This window comes from Capnocytophaga catalasegens (genome assembly GCF_026005215.1).
In the GTDB taxonomy this organism is placed as follows: Bacteria; Bacteroidota; Bacteroidia; order Flavobacteriales; family Flavobacteriaceae; genus Capnocytophaga; species Capnocytophaga catalasegens.
The window spans coordinates 101,213-127,026 of sequence record NZ_BPMA01000014.1 but is presented as its reverse complement, the minus strand read 5'-3'; the positions used below and the strand labels follow the sequence as shown (position 1 = coordinate 127,026).

Here is a 25,814-nt window from a genome sequence, read left to right as displayed (position 1 = left end):
ATAGTTGTTATCCCCCTAAATATTATTTGATACTTAAATTGGGTGTCGAGCTTCTCGACCTTGGTTCTTGATATAAAAAAATCCTGAAAGATATGCTTGGGACATATCTATTCAGGATTTTTTTATATGTATTTTCAGCTACTTTTTTAGAAAAATGGAAGTTAGCTGAATTTGGAAAATTCAGAAAATTTGTTATAAGGGCATAAGTTGTGCGGTGCGGTTTTCCAATACAAAGATACGGAAAAATCAATATGTTATACAAGTTTTTTGAGGTGTTTTTTCCAAGAAAAAGCATAATTTTTTGATAGTTTTTTTAAAGTAAATGGAGTTAAATTTTTTGCAAAGATATAGGCTATTTTTGATAAAAACAAACAAAAAATGTTAAAAATTTCAGATTGGTCAAAATAATACACTATTAAAAAAAGAGTAAGTTATAAAACCTACTCTTTTTCAATTAAATAAAAATACTATGAAAAATTTTTATTGAGCGATGCCTGTAATTTCAATATCAAAAACAAGGTCTGCATTGGGTGGGATAACATCACCAGCACCCATTTCTCCATAAGCCAATGCCGAAGGAATGAATGCACGTACTCTATCGCCAACACTCATAGTAAGAAGTGCTTCTCTGAATCCGGGGATAAGTTGAGCGCTTTGGTTAAATGGAATAGGGAAGGGGCGGTACCCCTGCATAGCATCTCTTCTTTGATCATACATATGATATTGTTCGGCGATGGCTTTTTCATTTGAATCGAATAGAGTTCCATCTGAGGCTAAAAATCCAGCATAATTTACCAAAACATTTTGGTCGTGAGTAGGTTTTTGTCCATTTCCTGTTTTGATGACAAAAACTTTAACTCCCGAAGGTAGTTGTGTAGCTTGTGGTAGTTGGTCTTTTATTTCTGACAAAAATCGGTCTTTGAGTATTTTTTGTTCTTGTTCTTTTTTTCGAGCAAGTTCGTCTTGTTCTTTCATATATTTGTCAAAAACTTTCGCTGCATCAAAAGATTTGGCTTCTTTGCCTTGACGAATAATCTCAATTTTTTTGATAATTACATCGTTAATAGGCTTACTCGCTGCATTTACTTCTACATTGGCTATAGAATCAATAATACTTTCTCCTTGTACTACTTGTCCAAAAATAGTATGATTTGCGTTGAGCCAATCGGTAAGTACTTGTGTGATAAAAAACTGACTTCCGTTAGTAGCAGGTCCAGCATTAGCCATTGCCAATTGCCCTTTTTTGGTAAAACGTAGTGTATCAACAATTTCATCTCCGAATTTGTATCCAGGACTTCCCATGCCTGTTCCGGTAGGGTCGCCACCTTGAATCATAAATTCTTTAATAACACGATGAAATATCGTACCATCATAAAAAGGTTTGTTTTTCAACGAATCAACTACATAAGTATTTTTTCCCTCAGCCAAACTTACAAAATTGGCAACTGTAACAGGGGTTTGCTTGTAATATAATTCAACAAGCATATTTCCTTTATTGGTTTGAATATCAGCATACAAACCATCTTTCAAATTCGGATAGCTTGAAGATTTACATCCAGCTATCATCAACGACATGGCACAGCCTGTCAAAAGCAACATTTTTCTCATAAAATGATATATTAGTTAGTAATAATTTCATTATTTTCATCTTTTTTTAAGTCATTTTTTTCTAACTCTTTTTCGGGAGTTATTTTCAGAATATGTACTTTGACCATAATCGGTTCATTGATACCTATTCGGTCTTTATCTCCATGATAACCAAAAGCAATTTCCGAAGGGAAAAAGAATACAGCTTGTTCATTGACTTTCAGAAGTTTAATAGCTGTACGCAACCCGAAAAACAATTCTTCTTTATCTACGTGATAGGTAATAACCTTTTTTTCTTCTTTGGAATAAATTTCTTTTCCGTGAATATGCGAAATATTGTATGTAAATTCGACTACATCACCAAATTTTAAAACGTAATTATTGTCCGTATTTTTGTCAATATAATAGTATTTGAACCCATCTTGCGAAGTTAGATATGTATGTAGCGTATCTCTCGAAGTGATAGAATCTATAATAGCCTCTTGTTTGGCAAGTAATTTTCGGTTTTTTTCAGCAGATTCTTTCAGAAAAGTATTGGTTTTTATCATCACGGGCTTGCGTGCTTCTTTTCTTGCGCACGAGGTAAGTAATGACAAACTAAAAATAATGATATATGTAAAATATTTCATATAAAAAATACTTAAATAGTTGAATTATATGCCTCGGGCAAACTCAAAAATTCGGGTAAAATTTTCAAAAAGTAAGCCAATGTATCTTCGAGCGATTCTTCAGAACGCCCTCCAGAAGCATTGATATGTCCTCCTCCTGAAAAATATTTTCGAGCTAGCACATTTACGTCTAAATTACCTTTGGAACGAAACGAAATTTTAATAATTTTTTCGTTTTCTTCTTCAATAAAAATAACGGCTAAGTCCGCTTGCTTAATACGTAACCCATAATTGACAACGCCTTCGGTATCTCCTTTTTGAAAATTAAATTGTTTTAAATCATTAGCACTCAGTGTTATATATGCTGTTTGATACTGCTCAATAAAAACCAAATTATCCAACGCCTTTCCCAAAAGTTGCAATCTATCAATAGAATAACTATCAAAAACATTGGTGCTAATAAGTGAAGGATTTGCTCCTTTTTCTATTAGTGAAGCCACAATACGATGCGTAGTTGCCGTAGTAAGACTATATTTGAAAGAGCCAGTATCAGTCATAATTCCTGTATATAAACAAGTGGCAATATCTTGATCAATTAATTCCACATCGCCCAATTTTTCTATGAATTTGTATATTAACTCACAAGTAGAGCTTGCCGTAGAGTCAGAATAAGTAACCGCTGCATAGGTATCGGGTTGTTGATGATGGTCAATCATAACAAAATCAGCCTTGGAAGCCTGCAAAGCCTCTGTCAGAGTATCTGCACGGTACAAACTATTGAAGTCAAGCGTAAAAATAAGCTCAGAATTAGCTATCTGATTTAGTGCCTCTTGCGAATTGTTTGTAAATACCAAAACAGAGTCGTTGTCGGGCAACCATTTTAAGAAATCAGGATAATCCGTAGGCGAAACTACACACACATCGTGTTGTTTCTTACGGAGATACTGATAAAGTGCCAAACAACTTCCAATAGCATCTCCATCAGGGTTTTTGTGAGGAATGATACTAATTTTAGGACGTTTGACCAGTAGCTCTGTAAGGATTTTTATATCTTGTAAATTCATAGGGGCTAAGTTACAACAAAAATATGGATTAAAACTTATTTAAGAATTTTTTTTTGAAAAATTGTTATTTTATCAATTTTGAACGTTTTAAAAGTGCTTCAACAGAAGGTTTTTTCCCTCGAAAACGAACATATAAATCCATAGGAGGCTCTGAACCACCTTTACTTAATATATTTTCTTTGAAACTTTGAGCTGTTTTTGTGTCAAAAATCCCTTTTTCTTCAAATACTTCAAAGGCATCGGCATCAAGAACTTCTGCCCATTTGTAGCTATAATATCCTGAGGAATATCCACCACTGAAAATATGTGAAAAAGAGGTACTTACATTATTTTTTTCAATATCAGGATATAATTCCGTAGGTTTTATAGCTTTTTTTTCAAAATTTTTAATTTGTTCAATAGAATCAATATTGGGATTGGTGTGCCATGCCATATCAAGTAAGCCAAAGCTGAGCTGTCGTAGCGTTTGTAAGCCTTCCATAAATGCAGCTGAGGCTTTTATTTTTTCAACATATTCCATTGGTATCGCTTCTTGTGTTTGATAGTGATAGGCAAAGAGTAGCAAGGCTTCTTTTTGATAACACCAATTTTCCATAAGTTGGCTTGGTAGTTCGACAAAATCCCAAAAAACATTTGTTCCGCTCAAATTAGGATATTTCGTATTGGCAAGAATTCCATGCAAAGCGTGTCCAAATTCGTGAAAAAGCGTACGCACTTCATTGAATGTTAAAAGCGAAGGAAGCGAAGTTGTTGGAGGTGTAAAATTGCAAACAATTGATATGTGCGGACGCGAATTTTCTCCTTTGGGAGTGATATATTGTCCTTTGAAGGAAGTCATCCAAGCACCATTACGTTTTCCTTTTCGCGGATAAAAATCTGTGTATAAGATAGATACGTAATTATTCTTATCATCTGTAACTTTGAATGTTTTTACATCGGGGTGATAGGTTTCTATATTTGTAATTTCTTCAAAATGAAGTCCATAAAGTTTTTGTGCAATCGAAAAAATGCCACTTAAAACACTTTCTAACTGAAAATAAGGTTTTAGAACTTCATCACTTAGTGAAAAAAGAGATTGTTTAAGTTGTTCGCTATAAAAGGCTGTATCCCATTTTTGAAAATCGGTGATTCCGTCTTTATTTAGAGCAAAAGTTTGTAACTGGTCGAATTGCTTTTGAGCAGAAGGTAAAGCCTTTTGTAATAATTCGTTTAGAAAACCGGCAACGATTTCAGGCGACTGTGCCATACGCTCTTCCAAAACGAAATCAGCATGCGATTTGTAACCAAGCAAAGTGGCACGTTGTTGTCTAAGTTGTACGATATCAAGTATATTTTGTCGATTATCATAGGTTGATTCATAGCATTTCCCTGCATTGGCAAGGAATAATTCTTTGCGCAAATTCCTATTTTTGATGTATGTCATAAAAGGAATAAAACTCGGAGCATCAAGCGTAAATACAAATCCGTTTTTTTGGCGTTTTTGAGCAAGTTCTTTGGCAGCTTCTTTGGCAAAATTGGGCAATCCGTCCAAATCGTTCTCATTAGTAAGAAATAATTCGTACGTATTGGTTGCTTCTAATACATTTTGAGCAAAATGCAGTGTTTTGACAGACAAATTTTTATCAATTTCACGTAATATTTGTTTGTTTTCTTCTGAAAGATTTGCCCCATTGCGCACAAATTGTTTATAGGTTGTCTTCAAGAGCATTTTTTCTTCCGCAGTAGCGGGAACATATTGGTTATAAACTAATTTGATACGTTCAAAAAGTGCTTGATTTAAATAAATATCATTCTGAAAATCAGATAGTAAAGGAGCTATTTCTTGTGCTTGCTCTTGAAATATTTCATTGGTTTCAGCATTATACAAATTATAAAACATAGAAGTTAGCCTATCAAGATTTTCTGTAGCATAGGCGAGAGCTTCAATCGTATTTTGAAAGCTAGCAACTTCGATATTTGTTACGATTGATTTAATAGTATCTAATGCTTGTGCAATGGCTTTTTCAATAGCAGGTTTATAATCTTTTGCTTCAAATTTTGAAAAAGGAGCTGCTTGATAAGGAGTATCGAACATTTTATATTAGTTTGATTTACAATGAATTATAATTCCGAAGTGAAATGTAATTTTACACTTGGATATTTTTGTTTTACCATTTCAATCGAAAATGCCGAATCGGCAAGAAAAACAAGTTGTCCTTGTTTATCGCGAGCCATATACTTTTGTTTGACACGCAAAAAGTCTTGAAATTCAGCATCTTTTGAGTTTTCAGGTTCTTCAACCCAACAGGCTTTGTATATAGGGAAGGTTTCATAGCTACACTTGGCTCCATATTCGTGTTCCAAGCGATATTGGATAACTTCATATTGTAATGCACCAACAGTACCTATAACTTTTCGTCCGTTATAGTCAAGTGTGAATAATTGCGCCACACCTTCGTCCATTAGTTGATCAATACCTTTTTCTAATTGCTTGGATTTGAGTGGGTCAGCATTGTTAATATATCGGAAATGTTCGGGGGAAAAACTTGGAATTCCTTTAAAATGAAGCACTTCACCTTCCGTTAGTGTATCACCAATTTTGAAGTTACCCGTATCGTAAAGTCCCACAATATCACCAGCATACGAAATATCAACCACTTCTTTTTTTTCAGCAAAGAAAGCATTTGGACTTGAAAATTTTAATTTTTTGTTGTGCCGAACGTGCAAATAAGGCTTATTGCGTTCAAAAGTTCCTGAAACAATCTTCACAAAAGCCAGTCGATTTCGATGGTTCGGGTCCATATTGGCATGTATTTTGAAAACAAATCCTGAAAAAGTAGTTTCTGAAGGACTCACTAAGCGCTCTTCACTGGCTTTGGCACGTGGTGAAGGTGCTATTTGCACAAAACAATCTAATAATTCGCGAACTCCAAAATTATTCAAAGCTGAACCAAAAAACACAGGTTGCAACTGACCTTCTAAATAAGCCTCTTGGTCAAATTCTGGATATACTTCATAAACCAATTCCAAATTATCGCGTAGCGTAGTTGCCGATTCTTCTCCGATAATGGTTTCTAATTCAGGATTGGAAATATCATCAAAAGCGATTGTATTGTCAATATCTTTACGACTATCATCTGAAAAAAGCTGAATATTTTTTTCCCAAATGTTATAAATTCCTTTAAAATCGTATCCCATTCCGATAGGAAAACTCAGTGGAGTAACTTTTAATCCTAATTTTTGCTCTACTTCATCCAATAAGTCAAAAGCATCACGTCCTTCTCTGTCTAATTTATTGATAAACACTATCATAGGAATATTACGCATACGACAAACTTCAACTAATTTTTCGGTCTGTTCTTCGACACCTTTGGCTACATCAATCACCACAATAACGCTATCAACAGCCGTCAGAGTTCGAAAAGTATCTTCAGCAAAATCTTTATGTCCTGGCGTATCTAAAATATTGATTTTGTTATCTTTATAATTAAAGGCTAATACAGAAGTAGCTACAGAAATTCCTCTTTGACGTTCAATTTCCATAAAATCGGAAGTAGCTCCCTTTTTTATTTTATTACTTTTAACAGCTCCTGCTTCTTGAATAGCTCCTCCAAAAAGTAATAGTTTTTCTGTTAACGTAGTTTTCCCTGCATCGGGATGTGAAATAATACCGAAAGTACGACGTTTTTGGATTTCTTCTAAAAAACTCATTTTTGAAAATTTGGTGCAAAAATACAAAACTATTATGAATTATCAAGGAAAAATGTACTCATAAAAAAAGCATCTAAAAACTTAGATGCTTTTTTCAGAATAAACAATTTTAATTACTTGATACTTGTTTTATGGGTATTTTAGCTTCACGTTCTTTTGCTTTTTTGAGCCATTGCGGAACAAGCGTTTTCATAAATTCTTCTTTTTCAGCACGTTCTTTTTTCATATCTAAGCCGATATATGCTTGAAGAACATCTTTTTTAAATTCGGGAAGTTCAACATCTTGATTGTAACCTAATTTTGAAAGTACTCTTGAAAGCCCCAAACGAGCTTCACGAGCATATCCTAATCCAGAAGTTACAATACGTTGTACTTCAATAGGTGAGTGAAAAGAAGCACCATGTGAAGCCACTGAATAATCCCAACGCCATTGAGCTTTACGTATGTCGTCCAATATTTTAGTCATTTGTTGTTCAGTTGCTCCTAATTCCCATGCTTTTTTAGCTTCAATATGAGCAATTGCAACCTGGCGAGCCAATTGAGAAGTACCTTCTTTTACTTTTTTCTGACGTTCATAAACATCAGCCATCAAGTCATTTACTTTTTCTCTATGACATACAAAACATGAATTTTCAATATTAGTCAAAGGAGAACCTATATGGTGATCTGTGAATTTTTGTCCGCCTTCCGATTTGTATGGCATATGACAATCTGCACAAGAAACCCCTCTTTTTGCATGGACACTTGTTTTATAAATTTCATAATCTGGATGTTGGGCTTTAAGCATTTTGGCTTTACTAAGAGGATGAATCCAATCATAAAAACCAATAGCGTCATAGTATTTTTCAGCATCTTCCATAGATAGACCATTGTGCCATGGAAATACCAAATAGCTAGCCCCTTCGTGTTTATTTTTGTCAAAATAATACTCTACGTGGCATTGCGCACATACTAAGTTACGCATTTCTTGATGAGGTTGTTTATTGATATCTTGCCCCATTGCTTGGAATGCTTCAACCAAAGCAGGACGTGTAATGGTTAGATTCATTGTTTTAGCATCATGACAATCTGCACAACCAATAGAATTTACCATTTCGCTACCTAAGTCAGACCATTTTTTGCTATAAAATTCTTTAACTCCAAGTTCTTGCATCATTCGAGGTACATCAGGTCCTTTACAAGTCCAACATGTTGCAGGTTGTGGTCCATCGCCATCAAATTTTGGAGCACCTGTACGGAGTATTTCTCTTAAATCTTTTATAGCATGAGCATGTCCTCTTGGTTGATTATAATCTTTACTAAAAGCATATCCCGCCCATAGTAATACCATCTCTGGGTTTTCTTCCAGAGCATCTCTGAATCCGCTCGAAAGATAAGGACCACTATATGTAGTATCAGCAGTTTTCAAATATGACTGATATTGACGAGGATAGTTTAATCCCCAAACAGAATCACGAGGTTCTATTTTGTCTGTACTAATTTCTACTTTTGGCTTGTAAGCAAATTTTGCTTCTGCCTTTCTGTCTGTGATATTTGAAATAAGCCAACCTAATCCAAATACCAAAATCATTGTTCCGATAAAAAATACCCAATTTTTCATTGCTTGTTAGTTTTAATGTGATTTTTTATTTCTTTTGCTCTTTATTTGTTTCTTTTAATTGCTGATTTAACCACTGTGGAATTGCATTTTTATTCTGTTCAGGGTCAAATTGTGTAGGTTCAATTTGAAAACCGACTGATGATAAACTTTTTACTTTTCCGTGAGGAACTCCCTTGTGGCAATCCCAACAAAGTCTATCTGTTCGATTTTCAATATGATACGCTACCATTCCGTCTGTTTTTGCATCGGTTACTTGGTCTAAGTGACAGCGAATACAATTATTATGTATCACTTCTACCGAAGCATCTTTGGCGCGAATAACCTGAGGCTCTGTACGAGTAGTAAATACATACGAATGATACGCTCCGTCTTTAGCTTTGAAATAATATTTACTAAAAATATTATCCTGAGGCACGTGGCAATCATTACAATGTGCCACTTCACGATGCGAACTTTTGTCCCAAGTCATATAATGCGGTGTCATTACGTGGCAGTTGATACACGCTTTGGGGTCATCTGACATATAAGAAACCGCACGACTAAGATATAGCGCATAGAATCCCAAGCCTATTAAAGCTCCGATACCTATTGCTGCGGGTAATCGCCATTTTTTAGGTGGAATTAGAGTAAATCTCTTTTTCGTGTTTTTATCAGTTGCCATTTATTGTGTTTTTATTGCTACAAATATACATAATTATTTTAGAAAAAGACAAATAAAACTTTTATTTTTTTTGTAATTCATATACAATCTAAATAAACTTATTAAAATTCTAAAAATCAACAATTTACATTATTGAAAATAGACGAAATATATGTAAAACGAATTTGTAGCAAGTGGAATTCGAATTATTTTTTTGCAGATACATTAAGATATAAATGAAAAAAACTCTCTACAAATACGTAGAGAGTTTTTTACAAAATCTAAAAATCATTACATTTTTATAATAAGTTCTTGTCCTGAACGAATAGAAGGTGTAGTCAAGTTATTTATTCGCATAAGTTCATCTACTGATACACCTGTTTTGCGAGAAATAGAATACAAAGTATCTCCTGCCTGAACAATGTAAATAGTTTGGTCTCCTAATTGTATAGGTTCAGAATGATTTTTTTGTGAATGATATATTTCGCCCAAAACTTGTTTGTCATACTTATGAAGTTCGTATTTGTCAATCAAAAAAATCAATTTACTAGGATATTTCGGATCGGTTGCATACCCTGCTTTTTTTAGTCCGTGAGCCCAACCTTTATAATCACTTGATTTGAGTTGAAACAAAAAGGCATAACGAGGTCGATTGACCAAAAATAAAGAATGATCTTCAAACGAATCTTCTGGGCGAACATATTTTCGAAAACATTCTCCTTTTTCATCGTCATCATGGTGAATAATTTCTCCTTCCCAGCCCAAATGGCATTTGATTCCAAAATGATTTCGAGCAAGTCGAGCCAATCGGCCTTGTCCCGAACCACTTTCTAAAATACCTTGTGCCAAAGTAATACTTGCAGGGATATTATATCGCTGCATTTCGACCATTGCAATATCTTTATAATCTTCTATATATTGACGTATAACGGCAGGTGTTACTTTTACAGCCGATGTAGCTTCGAGTGTTTCTTCTGCTGTATCGGTTTTGTAAGTAGAGGCCGCTTGATTGGTTGAGATTTCCTTTCGAGGAGATGTCGTTATCACAGATTTTGTGTGATTTGTTTTGCGTATCGAACTTGATTTTCTTCGTGAATACTTCGATGAGCAAGCCGATATGACAATTAACAATATCAACAAATTAACCAATTTCATTTTCATAAATTAAGCAATTTTTATTTTGTTTTTCTAACTTTTGATTCATTCCATAAATACCTTGCAAACCACCTGTATGTATGGCTAAAATTTTTGATTGCTTTGGAAAAAATCCTTTATCAATTAAATCTATTACTCCCCAAATCATTTTCCCGGTATATACAGGGTCTAATGGAATAGCTGTTTTTTGATAAAAATTATTCAAAAAAGCAATAAACTCATCATTTATTTTGGCATATCCACCTAAATTATATTGGTGTATTAACTTCCAATTCGATTTTTCAGCATATTTTTTTATTTCTTCAGACAAAAAATAACCTTTTAGAGCTGGAAAACCTAATATTTTTTGATGTTCAAAAGAGGCGTTAATTATTCCTGATATTGTACCTCCTGTACCAATAGCCGTAGTTATGAAATTGAAAGCAGTATCGCAGGGAGTGATAATTTCTTGACAACCCTTTACTGCCCAATGGTTCGTTCCTCCTTCGGGTACATAATAATACTTCCCAAAAATATTTTCTAAATAGATTTTAAATTCAGGAGTGTGTTTCTTTCGAAAAGCTTCTCGGGATACAAAATGAAACTTCATTCCACATGAAGCAGCATATTGTAAGGTCGGATTTTGAGCAATTTTTGAAGCTAATTCATCTCCTCGAATAACTCCTATGGTTTCTATATTACATAATTGCCCTGCTGCTGCCGTTGCTGCAATATGATTAGAATACGCCCCACCAAAAGTTATCAATTTGGTAAAACCTTGTCTTTTAGCTTCTTGCAAATTATATTTGAGCTTTCGGTACTTATTGCCTGATACCTTCGGATGCGTCTTATCTTCTCTTTTTATATGCAATGTTATTCCATCTCGAAATGAAATAGGTACTGGTTCATTCGGTATATTTGGAAGTTGTATTTGCATTTGGAATCGCTTTTATCAAAAGGGCAAAGAAAATATTTTTTTTTGACAAATACAACAAAAAATCAATTAGTTTTATTTTGATATGAAAAATCTTTGAAAATATTTATTCTATCGTGAAAAAAACGTATTTTTGTACATTGTAAAGAAATAGAAAAAATGAAATATATAATTTATCTTACTTGTATTTTATCTTTTTTTACAGGATTTTCACAGGAAAAAATAGAGAAACTACAAGACTTAACAGGTAAAAATCTTAAAGTAGGATTAGTGCTTAGTGGAGGAGGAGCCAAAGGATTGGCACATATAGCTGCTTTGGAAGCTATTGAGAAAGCAGGTGTGCGCATTGACTATATTGGAGGTACAAGTATGGGGGCTATTGTTGGAGGATTGTATGCCATAGGATATAAAGCACATCAATTAGATTCTATTTTTCAAAAAATTGATTTTGAAAAACTTATACAAGACGATGTTTCACGTTCTTCACAGACTTTTTATGAAAAAGAAAACAGAGACCGATATATGCTATCTCTTCCTTTTGATAAAGGAAAGATAGGTGTTCCTGTGTCTTTTACCAAAGGGAATAATTTGTATAATTTATTAGCACAACTGACCTATCCTGCGCGACATATTGATGATTTTTCTCAATTTCCGATACCTTTTCTATGTATAGCTACTGATATAGAAAAAGGGCAAGAAGTTATCTTAGAAAATGGAGACCTTGCTCACGCTATAATGGCAAGTGGCTCATTTCCAACACTTTTTTCACCTGTTGAAATAGATGGACAATTACTAACAGACGGAGGAGTTTTAAATAATTATCCCATTGATGAAGTCCGTGCCAAAGGAGCTGATGTTATTATAGGAGTTGATATTCAAGCCCCACTTCATAAACGAGACAAACTAAATTCAGCAATGGGGATACTGTTACAAATAACAAGTTTCAAAATAGCTAATGATATGACTGAAAAACGGATAAAAACCGATATTTACATAAAACCTAATATGGCTAACTACAATGTAATTTCTTTTGCTGAAGGACAAGCTATTATTGACTCTGGACGAGTTGCCATCGCTAAAGAATATTCTAAATTAGAAGCATTAGCCAAGAAACAAATTCCTCGTGTATTACCTCCTGTACAACTAACAGATTCACTACATATTACTGATATTACTTTTTTAGGAAATAATCATTTCTCAAATGCGTATTTACGTGGGAAATTACGATTCAAATGGGGCGAAACCATTTCTTTTAACAATTTGAAAGAAGGTGTTCAAAATCTTATAGCTACACAAAATTTTCAATCAATTCGTTATCAGATTTGCTCAAACGAACAAGGAGATGATATTAACTTTCGATTGATTGAAAATCCATACAGAACACATCTGAAAATGGCACTTCATTATGATAATCTATTCAAATCAGGAATACTTTTCAATTTTACCAAACGTGGATTTTTTCAAGGAGATAATATTCTTTCGGTAGATTTTGTAGCAGGCGACAATATTCGTTATAAAGTTGATTACTATGTAGATAAAGGTTTTTATACAAGTTATGGATTACGTTCTGTTTTAAATCAATTTACGCGTGAAGTATCGTACGAACAATTTCGTCATGCAAGTGGAGTCAATCTAAACGAGGTAGCAGAAATAAATGCCCAAACTTTTGATATAAATAATCAAATATATATTCAATCTATTTTTAGAGAAAAATTTTTGATTGGACTTGGTTTGGAACATCGTTATATTCGTTATCGTACCAATACATTACAAGATAATCAATTGTTTGAAAATACCCACTTTGCAAGTCCATACGGATACATAAGATATGATTCTTTTGATGACAAACTAGTTCCAACTACCGGATTTTATTTCGATGCCGATGCTCATTGGTATTTGCTCTCTTGGGGGATGAAAGAAAAACAAAATCCATTGATTTTGACAAAAGCAATGGTAGGTGGCGCTATCCCGATAACGTCTCGACTTTCGAGCAGACTAATGTTTTCTTCTGGGTTTAATATCGGAAATCCTGATACCAGTTCGCTTGCTTTTATTTTGGGTGGCTATGGAGAAAATTTGTTTGGAAATTTGATTCCTTTTGTAGGATATGATTATTTGAGCTTTGGTGGATATAATTTTTTAAAGGCAGAAGCCGTGTTTAATTATCGTTTTTACAAGAAAAATTATATAAACTTTACGGCTAATTATGCCAATCTGAGCAATGAGTTTTTTTATTTGAACAATTGGATTTCTTTGCCTCGTTATTCAGGTTATGCACTGGGAATTACCTCACGAACAATCATTGGACCTATTGAGATAAAATACAGCTATTCTCCTGAAATAAAACGTTCTTTGTGGTTCTTGAATTTGGGATTTTGGTTTTAAAAAATTCTTTTCTTTATATAAATTATTGTTAAATAACTTTGAGATGTATGTTAATTGAATAAAATAACTTAATTTTACCCCCGTTAAACAAAATTCTTAATTAAAAGAAAATGAGAAAAATTGTAGCTTTATGTTTCGCTGTGATGCTCCTTGCATCTTGCGGAGGAAATGTGGTAAAAAACACCAAAGGGACTCGAACTGCTAACAAAGTAATCAAAGGAGAATGGACGCTTTCTTCTATTACTTACAATCAGTCTGGAAAGTATGATATTACTTTGTTACGAGACACTTCTAAGGAATGTTTCGAAGGTAGCTATTGGAAATTTGTTCCAAATAATTATCGAGGGACATACACCATCAACAACGTAGGTTGTGCTGACGGACAACGTCATTTTATATTCGTGGTACAAGAAGTTGACAGAACTACGGGGTATTATGACTTTTTGTTAAAACCTACCAATGAGAAATATCAGTCTTCAAATAATGAGGGTATTCGCTTACATTTGGCTTATTTGACTGATAATGAAATGCGATGGGAACAAACTGTTCACGTTGACGGAAAACCGTTTGTCATTTCAATGAACTTTACAAAATAATTTAATTCGTATAATAAAACATTGACATAATGAGAAATATTTTAAAAAGAATAGGCATTTTAAGCCTTGCTGCTTCGTTTTTAATTAGTTGCGAAGCATATAATAATTCTAACAAAGCGCAGAGAGGAGCTGTCATAGGTGTTGCAAGTGGTGCATTGCTTGGGGCAATTCTGGGCAATAACGTTGGAAGTGGCGACAATAGTGAGTTAGGAGCGGTACTTGGTGGTGTTGTTGGTGGCGCTGCGGGGGCTATTATCGGTAACCAAATGGATAATCAAGCAAAGAAAATTGAAGAAGAAATACCTGGTGCTGAAGTAAAACGCGTTGATGAGGGTATTGTTGTTACCTTCGATGAAAACAGCGGTGTTACGTTTGCAACTGGGAAAGCAGATCTTACTACCGAAGCAAAAGGACTTCTTGATAAATTCGTGAAAATTCTAAAAGAATATCCCGATACGAATGTTCTTGTAGTAGGACATACCGATAGTACAGGAAGTGATACTTTCAATATGACGCTCTCTGAAAAAAGAGCAAACTCGGTTACAAGATATTTCACTACAAACGGACTTTCTGCTTCACGATTTACAACTAAATGGTATGGCGAAACACAGCCTGCTTACGATAACTCAACACCAGAAGGTCGTTCTAAAAACAGACGCGTGAATATTGCTATTGTTCCGAATGAAAAAATGAAAGAACAAGCTAAACAACAAGCTGGACAATAAACAGACATTAAGAAAATTTTGTGTCATTTATAAATAAAGTGAAAAAAGGTACGTAAATTCGTACCTTTTTTTTATAATAACCAGTGCTTTGTATAATAAAATTGGTGAAAGATAAATAAAAAGAATTGATTTGTAATAAAAATTTATAAAAAGTATAGACAAATCATCATATTTTATTTATTTTATTTGTGAATGAAAAATAAAAAAATAAACTATTTAATCAAACTTGTACATACTTTTTTTAAATATAGATTTTAGATATTATCTTTTATATAAAGTAAATTAAAAGTAAAAAATAATAACTATATAATTTATTAGTTTTATGAGAATAATTTATTTTTGCTATCAAATCTATCTATTTGTAAATAAAAATATATAATATTTTAAATTATTTATGATTGAGTTAATATAAAATAGAGATATTTGTAATAAACTTTGTATTGATTTTTATAGAAATTGTAATATTTTAATTCTATTCATAGTTGTATTTTTATAAAATAATGTGCATTGTAATAAACTCATACTTGAGTTTATTTAAAATAAGTGTATTTCAAATGAATTCAACAATGAATTTGTTTAAAATATAGTAATAAATAATACTATTAAGTGATATAAATTAAAAATTTATTTTTCTCCATAAAGAACTTGTCATATTTTATTTAAATATTGTATCTTTGTTGAGTTTTCAATTGAAAAATTTTGTTTCTGATGATGTTAAGATTATTAAAAGGAATGTTTTCGACCAAAATGTCTCTACTTTTGCTACTAATTTTAATTGTATCAATGGCAGTAGCTACTTTTATAGAAAACGATTATGGAACATTGGTTGCACGTACAGCTGTGTATGAAGCCTGGTGGTTTGAATTGATTTTAGTATGGCTTTCGGCTAATTTCTGTTTTCATATTCGAAAATACAAGCTGCTCAGTAAGAACAAATTGTCCATTGGGTTGTTTCACTTGGCGTTTGTTGTAATTGTTATCGGTGCAGGAATTACACGATACATAAGCAAAGAAGGTATCATTCATATGCGTGAAGGTCAAGTAGTTAGCCAATATACTACCAATGAAAAATATATGCTCTTCAAGTCGCCAACCAATATATACGAGAGACAAGTACAGCCCATTCCGTATCGTTTTGAACAAGAAACACTGCATATTGATGACCAAAACGAATCATTCGATTGTATTTTGACCGAATATATTTCTAATGCAACCCTAAAATATGTTGATGGCAATCAAACTTTTGTCGATATTACCACTTCTTTTCAAGGACAAGAGCAAAGAAAGTACGTGTATGAAAATTCGTATATTGTCATGGACAATTTTCATATACATTTTGCACAAAATAATTCGCTTCCGCTTCTTGATGAGCTGCACTCTATAAACGAAGAACCTTTTTACGACATTTATATAAACAAAAGAGATGATTTGTGGCAATTTTTCAGTGAAACTTATTTGCATAGCATTCAGCCACATGCGCAACAAATGGCAACAATTCCCAGCAAAACCTGGACAGATATAAAACCCAATACATTATACAAATGGGGCGAAAATTCATTTGTCATCAATGGAATTTATGAACGAAAGAAAATGATATATGTTTCTGATAATCAAAATAAAAAAACACAGAACGATACTGATAAAGTAAAATTAGAAATATACAAAGAAGGGCAGTTGCTCTCTCAAAAATATTTTGATGCTAAAAGCCAAGAACCTCAATGGGAAACATTTCATTACAAAGATAAAGAATATGCATTTGCGTATGCTTCTAAACAGGTTCCGCTTCCGTTTGCGTTGAAGTTAAATCGTTTTGAATTGAAACGTTACCCAGGTAGCCAGAGCGCTGAGAGCTACAAAAGTTATGTACAAGTGATTGACAAACATACAAATGGTACTAATGATGAAGATAAATTTGATTATCAGATATATATGAATAATGTTCTTGACTATAAAGGATATAGATTTTATCAATCTTCGTATGATTCTGACGAAAAAGGAACACTTTTGGCAGTAAATAAAGACCGAATAGGTACGTGGCTTACTTATTTTGGGTATGCATTGCTTTTTGTTGCTATGTTTTGGACATTGTTTAGCAAAGCAAGTCGCTTTCAATACATAAATAGACGTTTGCAGCGTATTAAAAAACATTTGTTAGTTGCCTTTGTACTAATCAGTTTTGCAGGATATAGTACTGAAAAAAGCAAAACGGCTTCTTTGAATACAATAGCAGAAGAACCAGCTCCTTATTTTGTTCCATTGGACAAAGCGCAAACATACGGAAGACTCATTGTGCAAGGGGCTGATGGACGTATGAAACCACTGACTACACTTGCTTACGAAATTACTCGCAAACTAACTGGGAAAACGTCTGTTATGGTTGGAAAACGACTATTGACACCAGAACAATTTCTCTTGGCGATACAACTTGACCCTGAGTTTTTCAGCCAACAACCATTGATTCAAGTAAATAAAGACAAATCAACTTTGATTGTTCAAAAATTGAATCTACCGAAAGTTAGCGTACTTCGTTTTGTTGATTTTTTAGATGAAAATGGAACATATCGACTCAAAAATGATGTAGAGCAAGTCAATCAATTGAAACCTTCGCAGCGTTCCGAATTTGAGAAAGAACTCTTGAAGGTTGATGAACGATTTAATATCTTGTATGCACTTTTCTCAGGAAATTTCTTGCGTTTGTTTCCCAATGCGAAGGCAGAAAATAATCGCTGGTATGCCGCCAAAGATTTTATGGAGTTTGCTGATGAAGATGCCAATTTCGTTAAGGATATTCATGCGTATTACCTGCAAGGAATTGCCGAAGGAATCGCTACAAATAACTTCTGGCAAGCCGATGAAGCGTGGTCTTATATGGATACTTTTCAGAAAAAAATGGGCAATAAGGTATATCCGACCGAAAATGAAATACGCGCTGAGTTATTCTATACTCGAACCCGAGTGGGCAATTATCTTTTTGCGGTGTGTATCGTGTTGGGAGCTATTTTGCTTGCAGTTAGTATATTACATTTGTTTTTACAGCGACAAATTTTTGCTCATATACTGCGAGTTGGTGCTATTCTGACATGGATTTTACTACTTGCTTTCACCTTTGACCTGCTTTTGCGTTGGTACATAGCCAAACATCCACCTTGGAGTGATGGTTTTGAGATGCTTTTGTTTGTTTCGTGGGGAGTTTTAGCCTTCGGATTGTTTTTCTGGCGCAAATCATCATTTACTTTGCCACTTGGGTTATTATTTTCAGGTGTATTGTTATTGGTTAGTTTTCTCGATTGGCTTAATCCTGAAATAACAACACTCAAACCGGTACTTTATTCGTATTGGCTCAAAATACACGTAGCGGTTATTGTCAGTAGTTACGCACCTTTGTCACTTTCGTGTGTTACAGCATTGCTTTCACTTTTATTACTGATATTCAAACCTTTGAAACCTTCAAAAAAATGGTGGAAAAGTATGCAAGAATTAGTCATTGTACAAGAAATGAGTATCACAATTGGACTTTTTTTGCTCACAGCAGGTACTTTTTTGGGCGGTATATGGGCCAATGAAAGTTGGGGGCGCTATTGGGCGTGGGATCCGAAAGAAACTTGGGCGCTTATTTCTATTCTGACCTACGCCATTGTGGCTCACTTACGCTTAATACCTTCTTTTAAAAATAGTTTGGTCTATCACTTGGCTACGATGTGGGCTTTTTCGGTCATTATAATGACTTCGTATGGGGTAAATTATTATCTGGTAGGCTTACACTCGTATGCTACGGGCGATCCTGTGCCAATACCTTCGTGGGTATATATTTTGGTAGGAATATTGGTTATTATAAGTTTATTTGCCACTTGGCAATATCGTAAATTGAGTCGTAAAGAGCGCAAAATGTTATATTAAAATTTTTTTCAAAGGAAAATAGTTTCTTTCTGTTGTCTTTTTATAATTTGTAAAGACAAAAAAATCTTTTGTTCATCAATTTATTACATTTTTTAGGCAAAAAATGTTTTGTACTTATGTGATTTGTATTTTTTTCAATGAAAAAAGATACTTAATTACCTCAATAGGCGAGGGGAGAGACCAATTAGCATGCTAAATCTGTTTAATGGGCAACTATTGAAGCTGTTTAGCGTGCTAATTTTTATCAATAGGCAATGATTGAGTCGATTTAGCAAGCTAAATCGACTCAACGGGCAGACGTTCTAAAAATATAGCGTGCTACATTTTGTCAATTAAAAATAAACAATACGTTTATACTGATAAATTATCTTAATGGGTGAATGTTTAACTAATTTAGCTTTCTTTTTTAGTTTATTTTTCTTTTTAAATAAAAATAAAGAATTCTAAATCATAACATCTTTTGATATTGAGAAGGAGTGAGTCCAAATTCTTTTTTGAACATACGAGAAAAGTAATTTGCATCAGCAAAACGACAAGCGTCAGAAATTTCAGTAATGGACATTGTGGTGGTGTGTAACATTCTTTTAGATTTGTTCAATTTTACTTTATTTCATTTGATATGAAGAATTCTCAAAAATAATTGGTCATAATTGAAAAAATTTATACCTTTGTTAGCAAAAAAAAGACAATGACACTTATCAAATCTATTTCAGGAATTAGAGGTACAATCGGAGGACAAATTGATGACAATCTTACTCCGATTGATGCTGTCAAATTTGCTTCGGCATACGGAACTTGGCTGAAAAATTCGCTCAACAAAAACAAAATAAAAGTTGTCGTAGGGCGAGATGCTCGTATCTCGGGCGAAATGATTCACAATTTGGTACAATACACATTGGTTGGTTTAGGAATTGACGTAATAAATATTGGGCTTAGTACAACACCTACCGTAGAGATTGCTGTCCCTCTCGAACAAGCTGACGGAGGTATTATACTTACAGCAAGCCATAATCCTAAGCAATGGAATGCACTCAAACTTCTTAACAATAAGGGTGAGTTTTTAAGCGCTCAAGATGGAAGCGAAATTTTACAAATTGCTGAGCAAAATATGTACGAATTTGCCTCTGTTGATAATCTGGGACAGGTTCAAGACAATGATGCTTATATGGATATTCATGTAGATGAAGTACTGAAACTTCCTTTGGTTAATATACAAGGAATTCGAGAAAAGAAATTTCGTGTGGTAGTTGATGCTGTTAATTCATCAGGAGGAATTGCTATTCCAAAACTATTGGAAGAGCTGGGCGTAGAAGTTATAAAACTATATTGCACACCCAATGGTCATTTTCCTCATAATCCAGAGCCTTTAAAAGAACATTTGGGTGATATTTGCCAAAAGGTTATACAAGAAAAAGCGGATTTCGGAATTGTTGTCGACCCCGATGTGGATAGATTGGCTTTTATTTGTGAAGATGGAGAAATGTTTGGTGAAGAATACACATTAGTTGCTTGCGCCGATTATGTACTTAGCAAAACCAAAGGCAATGTCGTTTCTAACTTGTCTTCTTCAAGAGCTCTTCGAGATATAGCACATAAATACGGCGTGGAATATTTTGCTTCGGCAGTAGGTGAAGTGAATGTTGTACAAGAAATGAAACGCGTCAATGCCATTATAGGAGGTGAAGGAAACGGCGGAATTATTTACCCTGAACTTCATTATGGGCGTGATGCGTTGGTGGGTGTTGCCTTGTTTCTTTCTCTTTTGGTAGAAAAAAATATTTCTGTGAGAAAACTACGCGAGAGTTATCCTGCGTATTTTATGTCAAAAAATAAAATAGAATTGACCCCAACTGTTGATGTTGATTTGATTTTGCAGAAAATGGCTAAACAATATGCTCAAGAAAAGATATCAACTATTGATGGCGTTAAGATTGATTTTGCTGATAGTTGGGTACATTTGCGAAAATCTAATACAGAACCTATTATTCGTATTTATACCGAAGCTCCTTCACAAGACCAAGCTGATAACTTAGCACAGCGTATTATGAGTGAAATTAAAAAAATTTCATAATCAAAAATTGAAACAAAAAAATCTATCTAGAATAAATAATATTCATTCTGGATAGATTTTTATTTAAAAAGAATTGTATAAACATTAAAAATTTATACAGATTTTATTTATACTAACGGATATTGCGTCATTTCTTCGGGTTGCTCTACGCCCATTAGTTTTAGAATTGTAGGAGCAATATCTCCTAAAATTCCATCTTTCACAGCAATTTTATCTTTATCAACCAAGATAAAAGGTACAGGATTGGTCGTGTGAGCTGTATTGGGAGAACCGTCTTCATTTTTCATCACTTCGCAATTTCCGTGGTCGGCAATTACAAGTGTTGTATATCCGTTATCAAGCCCCGTTTCGATAACTGCTTTGGTGCAAGCATCAACAGCTTCACAGGCTTTAACCGCAGCTTCCAAAACTCCTGTATGACCTACCATATCTCCATTAGCGAAATTCAAACATACAAAATCAACTTCTTGTTTTTTTAGTTCAGGAATGATAGCATCTCGTATATCGTATGCACTCATTTCAGGTTTTAGGTCATAGGTTGCCACTTTGGGAGAAGGACAAAGCAAGCGTTTTTCTCCTTCAAAAGGTTCTTCTCTTCCGCCTGAAAAAAAGAATGTTACGTGCGGATATTTTTCAGTTTCTGCAATACGAATTTGTTTTTTGCCTGCTTTGGAAAGAACCTCACCAAGTGTATTGGTCAAATTGTCATTATTATAAATAACTCTAATTCCTACAAAATTTTTGTCATAATTGGTCATTGTAACGTAATACAACGGAAGTTTTTTCATTCCTTGTTCAGGAAAATCTTGTTGCGAAAGTGCTTGTGTAAGCTCACGCCCGCGGTCAGTTCGATAGTTGAAGAAAATTACTACATCATCAGGTTGGATAGTGGCAAGCGGTTTGTCATTAGTCCCGACCATTACTATTGGTTCAACAAATTCGTCAGTTACTCCTGCATCATAGCTTTCTTGCAAAGCTTTTACAGCATTTGTAGCGTGTTTTCCTTCACCTTTAACTACGACATTGTACGCTTTTTTAACACGTTCCCAACGATTATCTCTGTCCATTGCATAATAACGCCCAACAATTGATGCAAGTTCTCCTGTGGTTTCTTGCATATAATCTTGCAAATCTTTGATAAAACCTACCCCCGATTTTGGATCACAATCACGTCCGTCAGTGAAAGCATGAACAAATACATTTTTAGCATTATTCTCTTTGGCCACTTTGAGCAATCCCTTCAAATGGTTAATATGTGAATGAATTCCTCCATCAGAAACCAAACCTAAAATATGAATACTTTTTCCATTTTTTTCTGCATAAGCAAGTGCATCAAGAAGTACTTTTTCTTTGCCCAAAGTATTCTCGCGGAGTGCTTTATTTATCATTACCAAATTTTGATAAACGATGCGCCCAGCACCCAAATTCATATGTCCTACTTCACTATTTCCCATTTGTCCGTCAGGTAGTCCTACAAACTCTCCATCGGTACGTAAAGTTGCGTGTGGATATTCTTTTTCAATAGCATCTATAAAAGGAGTTTTCGCTTGAAAAGGAGCTGAAACAGCTGGGTTCTGTGTAATTCCCCAACCATCTAAAATCATTAAAATTACTTTTTTATTCATCTTGTAATAATTTTTTTATTGTTCAAATTTTGCCAAAATTACGATGATTTCCTTATATTTGGAATATTTTTAGCGAAAATCATAGAAAAAAACTACTTTTAGGATTTCGTGAAAAATTTCTTTCTATAAAATCCAAAAATTTATTTTAAATTTGCAATAATTGTTTTGCGTGTTGGCGTGCTGTTTCTGTAACTTGTTTACCACCAAGCATTTGTGCTAATTCTTCTATGCGTTCTTCACTTGTTAATTGTTTTAGCAAAGTAGTTGTTTTTCCATTGATATCTTCTTTGAATACTTTAAAATGCTCGCTTCCTTTGGCAGCTACTTGTGGCAAGTGCGTAATGGCAAAAACCTGCCGATTTGTACTCATTTGTTTCATAATTTCTCCCATTTTTTGAGAAATTTCTCCTGAAACTCCTGTATCTATTTCGTCAAAAATAATTGTAGGAAGTGCTATTTTTGTTGCTAATATTGACTTGACACTCAGCATAATACGCGAGAGTTCTCCTCCCGATGCTACTTTTTTGAGCAATCCAAAATTACCGCCTTTATTAGCTGAAAACAAGAATTGTATTTCATCATTTCCATTAGTTTGAAAATCAGAAAGCGGACTTAGTTCTATCTGAAAACGAGCATTCGGTATTCCCAATTCGCTAAGCATTTGTTCAAGCATTTGGGTTAGTTTCGGAATAATTTTTTGCCGTCTTTCGCTAATTTGGAGAGCTAATTTTTTAACTTTTTCCAAGGATTGAGAAACTTCTTTCTCTTGCTGGGCAAGGGTATCTTCGATATTTTCAATTTGCGCAAGTTCTTCTTCTAACTGATTCTGAATAGCGATAAGTTCTTCAACAGACCCTACTTGATGCTTCTTTTGTAAATCATAAATTTTTTGTAATTTTTGCTGTACAGCTACCAATTCTCGTGGGTCAAAATCAACATTTTCAGCAAAACTATATATTTCTTGCGCAATATCGTCTAACTCAATAAAAGCATTCTCAATACGTTCTGAAAGTTCCGCATAGTTATTTCCGTAATTATTTAATTGTGAGAATGTTATCTTTAAATCTCGTAACTGATTTACAATTCCGATTTCTTCATCAGAGAGTAATTGTTCTGCTTGTGAAAGTCGTTCTTTTATATCTTCTACATTTGAGGCTTGCTCGTGGATTTCTTCCAATTCTTCTTGCATACCTTCTTCCAAATCAGCATCTTGTAATTCATTGAAAATAAAGGTATTATAGTCGTATTCTTTCTGTGTGTTTTTCTGAAAATCTTGTAATTCTTTGAGTTTTTTGATATTTTTTCTATGGATTTTCAATTCTTCTTGATATTGATTTAAAATAGCTTCATTTTGAGCTAATGTATCTACAATATGAAACTGAAAATCCTCATTACCAAGTAGTTGTGTTTCGTGTTGAGAATGAATATCAACCAATACTTTTCCTAATTGAGAAAGTACATCGAGTGTTACGGGGCTGTCATTGACAAAAGCACGCGATTTTCCCGAAGGAAGTATTTCCCTACGAATAAGTGTAATATCTTCATAATCAATATCTTCTTGGTCAAAAATAGGCTTTATGTTATAGCTTTTTACAGCAAACTCAGCCTCAATAATACATTTTTCGTCCGTATTACGAAGAGCTCCCAAGTCGGCACGCTTGCCCAAAATAAGCGAAAGCGCATCTAATAAGATAGATTTTCCTGCTCCTGTTTCACCTGTAATGATTGTAAAACCTTCTGAGAATGAGACTTTTATATCTTCAATCAGAGCGAAATTTTTAATAGCTAATGTTTGTAACACAATTTTTAATTTTAGAAAAAATCTATTTTTATTGCGGATAATTCAAATTGTCATAAGAAAGGTTGCGAAGTACTTCTTCCAAATATTTTTTGGCTTCATATTTTGCCATTGGCAAATTATTATTGTAGAAATTACCACATTCTAACGCCGAAGCTCCCGGTATTTCTCCTTCAAAATTAGCCATAAATTCAAATAATTGCGTTATCATTGGAACAATATCTTGTGATGTATAATCGCCAGCAAGTATAAGATAATTCCCCGTCATACAACCCATTGGTCCCCAGTAGATTATCTTATCTTTCCACGGGCTATTACGTAGCCAAGTAGCTGCCAAGTGTTCTATTGTGTGGATTTCTGCACCACCCAAAACAGGCTCTCGATACGGAAGTTTCATACGTATATCGAATGAGGTTATTACTTCACTGCCAACATAATCTTTTCTGGAAACGTAAATACCTCGTTGTAATCTTAAATGGTCTATTGTAAAACTTGCTATCTTGTCCATAAATGTGTCATTTTTTTTATTTTACAAATAATCTTCTTCTTCTAAGTCATCTAGATACATTTCAAAATCTTGTAAAGAACGAAATTGTTTAAAAATCAATTTTTTCTTTTGTTCTTTGACCTCGTGTATCAAATCTTTCAAAAGTTGTAAAGGAAGTTCTTCATGTCCGAAGAGTTGAGCATCAAATTCAATTCCAGTAACAACTTCATCATCATACATACCTAAACACCATAATTCCATAAACTCAGTCAAAGGAATCGCTTTGGGTACAAATTCAGCCCACTCGTCTCTCTGACAAGCCAATGCTTTGGCTTTTTCAGACCAATATACCAATACAGCAACGGGTTCCTCGTCTAATTCGTATTTATTGGAGGGACATACTGCCACAGATTGATTATCTTCTAATGTATAAATTATTTCGGTTTCTACTACTTTTTTTACAAAAGAATGATATCTATCAAGTAAAATTTGAGTGTTTTGTAACATTATTTTTAATCTTCAAAAATTAGTGAATTTAAGTATTTATCAAAATCTTGTACAGAATTAAATTTTTTAAAAGAAATCGATTTATTTTTTTCTTTTATTTTTTCTAATAAATCAAAAACTAATACGATGGGTTTTTCTTCAAATCCTATAAGTTGTGTATCAAAATCGAGCCCAACGATAGCATTATCAATCAATAAACCAAAGCACCAAATTTCCATAAACTCTCCCAAGGGAATAGCTTCAACTTGAAATGTTTTCCATTCGTTATTTCGACAAGCATCAGCTTTTGATTGGTCTGACCAAAATAAAAATACAGGTACTTGAAATTTATCTACTTGGAAATAACTTGACTGACACATAGCTATTTCTTCTGTATCTAACAAAGTATAAATTATCTGATTATCAACTACTTTTTCTATAAATAGATTGTAAATATCGGGTGTGTTGTTTAGTTTATCAGTCATTC

Annotated in this window: 20 protein-coding genes; 5 read left to right on the top strand and 15 right to left on the bottom strand. The window is 33.7% G+C overall.

Going from position 1 to position 25,814, the window contains the following annotated elements; all coding sequences use genetic code 11:
• Positions 1-480 precede the first annotated feature (480 nt).
• From OO775_RS04220 to OO775_RS04180, 9 genes are all read right to left on the bottom strand, one after another.
• Positions 481-1,608 carry a peptidylprolyl isomerase gene (locus OO775_RS04220; RefSeq protein WP_373874545.1) on the bottom strand — a complete coding sequence of 376 codons (1,128 nt, stop codon included), beginning with the start codon at positions 1,606-1,608 and terminating at the stop codon, positions 481-483.
• Between the two features lie 11 nt (positions 1,609-1,619).
• The gene (gene gldI / locus OO775_RS04215) at positions 1,620-2,216 is read right to left on the bottom strand and encodes a gliding motility-associated peptidyl-prolyl isomerase GldI (protein ID WP_264845767.1); all 597 of its coding nucleotides are present in this window, start codon (positions 2,214-2,216) and stop codon (positions 1,620-1,622) included.
• Between the two features lie 11 nt (positions 2,217-2,227).
• The gene (locus tag OO775_RS04210; RefSeq protein ID WP_264845766.1) at positions 2,228-3,259 is read right to left on the bottom strand and encodes a DHH family phosphoesterase; all 1,032 of its coding nucleotides are present in this window, start codon (positions 3,257-3,259) and stop codon (positions 2,228-2,230) included.
• Positions 3,260-3,323: 64 nt separating this feature from the next.
• Positions 3,324-5,333 (bottom strand): M3 family metallopeptidase, encoded by a 2,010-nt coding sequence (locus OO775_RS04205; RefSeq protein WP_264845765.1) that lies wholly within the window; start codon positions 5,331-5,333, stop codon positions 3,324-3,326.
• A 26-nt stretch (positions 5,334-5,359) separates the two neighbouring features.
• Positions 5,360-6,949: a peptide chain release factor 3 gene (locus OO775_RS04200; protein WP_264845764.1), complete on the bottom strand. Its 1,590-nt coding sequence runs from the start codon at positions 6,947-6,949 to the stop codon at positions 5,360-5,362.
• A gap of 109 nt (positions 6,950-7,058) precedes the next feature.
• Positions 7,059-8,549 carry an ammonia-forming cytochrome c nitrite reductase gene (gene nrfA, locus OO775_RS04195; RefSeq protein WP_264845763.1) on the bottom strand — a complete coding sequence of 497 codons (1,491 nt, stop codon included), beginning with the start codon at positions 8,547-8,549 and terminating at the stop codon, positions 7,059-7,061.
• Positions 8,550-8,574: 25 nt separating this feature from the next.
• Positions 8,575-9,210 carry a cytochrome c nitrite reductase small subunit gene (gene nrfH, locus OO775_RS04190; RefSeq protein WP_264845762.1) on the bottom strand — a complete coding sequence of 212 codons (636 nt, stop codon included), beginning with the start codon at positions 9,208-9,210 and terminating at the stop codon, positions 8,575-8,577.
• 270 nt (positions 9,211-9,480) lie between these two features.
• Positions 9,481-10,350 carry a glucosaminidase domain-containing protein gene (locus OO775_RS04185; RefSeq protein ID WP_264845761.1) on the bottom strand — a complete coding sequence of 290 codons (870 nt, stop codon included), beginning with the start codon at positions 10,348-10,350 and terminating at the stop codon, positions 9,481-9,483.
• Positions 10,331-11,260, bottom strand: coding sequence for a 1-aminocyclopropane-1-carboxylate deaminase/D-cysteine desulfhydrase (locus OO775_RS04180; protein ID WP_264845760.1), 930 nt, complete (start codon positions 11,258-11,260; stop codon positions 10,331-10,333). Before OO775_RS04180 ends, OO775_RS04185 begins: the two co-directional genes overlap by 20 nt.
• A 156-nt stretch (positions 11,261-11,416) precedes the next feature.
• On the opposite strand from OO775_RS04180, the gene OO775_RS04175 reads away from it, so the two are divergent.
• From OO775_RS04175 to OO775_RS04160, 4 genes are all read left to right on the top strand, one after another.
• On the top strand, positions 11,417-13,642 hold the full coding sequence (locus OO775_RS04175) for a patatin-like phospholipase family protein (protein WP_264845759.1): 2,226 nt from the start codon (positions 11,417-11,419) through the stop codon (positions 13,640-13,642).
• A gap of 110 nt (positions 13,643-13,752) precedes the next feature.
• Positions 13,753-14,238 (top strand): lipocalin family protein, encoded by a 486-nt coding sequence (locus tag OO775_RS04170; RefSeq protein WP_264845758.1) that lies wholly within the window; start codon positions 13,753-13,755, stop codon positions 14,236-14,238.
• A 29-nt stretch (positions 14,239-14,267) separates the two neighbouring features.
• A complete protein-coding gene (locus OO775_RS04165; protein WP_264845757.1) occupies positions 14,268-14,963 on the top strand; it encodes a YiaD family glycine zipper/OmpA-like lipoprotein in 696 nt (231 codons plus the stop codon).
• Positions 14,964-15,671: 708 nt separating this feature from the next.
• Positions 15,672-18,860, top strand: a complete 3,189-nt coding sequence (locus OO775_RS04160) for a cytochrome c biogenesis protein (RefSeq protein ID WP_264845756.1) — start codon at positions 15,672-15,674, stop codon at positions 18,858-18,860.
• A 448-nt stretch (positions 18,861-19,308) separates the two neighbouring features.
• Here OO775_RS04160 and OO775_RS04155 read toward each other — a convergent pair whose 3' ends face one another.
• Positions 19,309-19,458 (bottom strand): helix-turn-helix domain-containing protein, encoded by a 150-nt coding sequence (locus tag OO775_RS04155; RefSeq protein ID WP_264845755.1) that lies wholly within the window; start codon positions 19,456-19,458, stop codon positions 19,309-19,311.
• A 90-nt stretch (positions 19,459-19,548) separates the two neighbouring features.
• On the opposite strand from OO775_RS04155, the gene glmM reads away from it, so the two are divergent.
• A complete protein-coding gene (glmM, locus tag OO775_RS04150; protein WP_264845754.1) occupies positions 19,549-20,931 on the top strand; it encodes a phosphoglucosamine mutase in 1,383 nt (460 codons plus the stop codon).
• A gap of 107 nt (positions 20,932-21,038) precedes the next feature.
• Here the strand turns inward: glmM and gpmI are convergent, their stop codons facing one another.
• From gpmI to OO775_RS04125, 5 genes are all read right to left on the bottom strand, one after another.
• Positions 21,039-22,556, bottom strand: coding sequence for a 2,3-bisphosphoglycerate-independent phosphoglycerate mutase (gene gpmI, locus OO775_RS04145; protein ID WP_264845753.1), 1,518 nt, complete (start codon positions 22,554-22,556; stop codon positions 21,039-21,041).
• Positions 22,557-22,701: 145 nt separating this feature from the next.
• Positions 22,702-24,357 carry a DNA repair protein RecN gene (gene recN, locus OO775_RS04140; protein ID WP_264845752.1) on the bottom strand — a complete coding sequence of 552 codons (1,656 nt, stop codon included), beginning with the start codon at positions 24,355-24,357 and terminating at the stop codon, positions 22,702-22,704.
• Between the two features lie 28 nt (positions 24,358-24,385).
• Positions 24,386-24,862, bottom strand: coding sequence for an S-ribosylhomocysteine lyase (locus OO775_RS04135; RefSeq protein ID WP_264845751.1), 477 nt, complete (start codon positions 24,860-24,862; stop codon positions 24,386-24,388).
• 21 nt (positions 24,863-24,883) lie between these two features.
• A complete protein-coding gene (locus OO775_RS04130; protein WP_264845750.1) occupies positions 24,884-25,348 on the bottom strand; it encodes a DUF2750 domain-containing protein in 465 nt (154 codons plus the stop codon).
• A 5-nt stretch (positions 25,349-25,353) separates the two neighbouring features.
• Positions 25,354-25,812, bottom strand: a complete 459-nt coding sequence (locus OO775_RS04125; protein WP_264845749.1) for a DUF2750 domain-containing protein — start codon at positions 25,810-25,812, stop codon at positions 25,354-25,356.
• Between the last annotated feature and the right edge of the window lie 2 nt (positions 25,813-25,814).

Bases quoted from the DNA above. Each gene is read 5' to 3' on its own strand.
- OO775_RS04220 (WP_373874545.1), bottom strand. From the start codon at position 1,608: ATGAGAAAAATGTTGCTTTTGACAGGCTGTGCCATGTCGTTGATGATA.
- gldI (WP_264845767.1), bottom strand. From the start codon at position 2,216: ATGAAATATTTTACATATATCATTATTTTTAGTTTGTCATTACTTACC.
- OO775_RS04210 (WP_264845766.1), bottom strand. From the start codon at position 3,259: ATGAATTTACAAGATATAAAAATCCTTACAGAGCTACTGGTCAAACGT.
- OO775_RS04205 (WP_264845765.1), bottom strand. From the start codon at position 5,333: ATGTTCGATACTCCTTATCAAGCAGCTCCTTTTTCAAAATTTGAAGCA.
- OO775_RS04200 (WP_264845764.1), bottom strand. From the start codon at position 6,949: ATGAGTTTTTTAGAAGAAATCCAAAAACGTCGTACTTTCGGTATTATT.
- nrfA (WP_264845763.1), bottom strand. From the start codon at position 8,549: ATGAAAAATTGGGTATTTTTTATCGGAACAATGATTTTGGTATTTGGA.
- nrfH (WP_264845762.1), bottom strand. From the start codon at position 9,210: ATGGCAACTGATAAAAACACGAAAAAGAGATTTACTCTAATTCCACCT.
- OO775_RS04185 (WP_264845761.1), bottom strand. From the start codon at position 10,350: ATGAAAATGAAATTGGTTAATTTGTTGATATTGTTAATTGTCATATCG.
- OO775_RS04180 (WP_264845760.1), bottom strand. From the start codon at position 11,260: ATGCAAATACAACTTCCAAATATACCGAATGAACCAGTACCTATTTCA.
- OO775_RS04175 (WP_264845759.1), top strand. From the start codon at position 11,417: ATGAAATATATAATTTATCTTACTTGTATTTTATCTTTTTTTACAGGA.
- OO775_RS04170 (WP_264845758.1), top strand. From the start codon at position 13,753: ATGAGAAAAATTGTAGCTTTATGTTTCGCTGTGATGCTCCTTGCATCT.
- OO775_RS04165 (WP_264845757.1), top strand. From the start codon at position 14,268: ATGAGAAATATTTTAAAAAGAATAGGCATTTTAAGCCTTGCTGCTTCG.
- OO775_RS04160 (WP_264845756.1), top strand. From the start codon at position 15,672: ATGATGTTAAGATTATTAAAAGGAATGTTTTCGACCAAAATGTCTCTA.
- glmM (WP_264845754.1), top strand. From the start codon at position 19,549: ATGACACTTATCAAATCTATTTCAGGAATTAGAGGTACAATCGGAGGA.
- gpmI (WP_264845753.1), bottom strand. From the start codon at position 22,556: ATGAATAAAAAAGTAATTTTAATGATTTTAGATGGTTGGGGAATTACA.
- OO775_RS04135 (WP_264845751.1), bottom strand. From the start codon at position 24,862: ATGGACAAGATAGCAAGTTTTACAATAGACCATTTAAGATTACAACGA.
- OO775_RS04130 (WP_264845750.1), bottom strand. From the start codon at position 25,348: ATGTTACAAAACACTCAAATTTTACTTGATAGATATCATTCTTTTGTA.
- OO775_RS04125 (WP_264845749.1), bottom strand. From the start codon at position 25,812: ATGACTGATAAACTAAACAACACACCCGATATTTACAATCTATTTATA.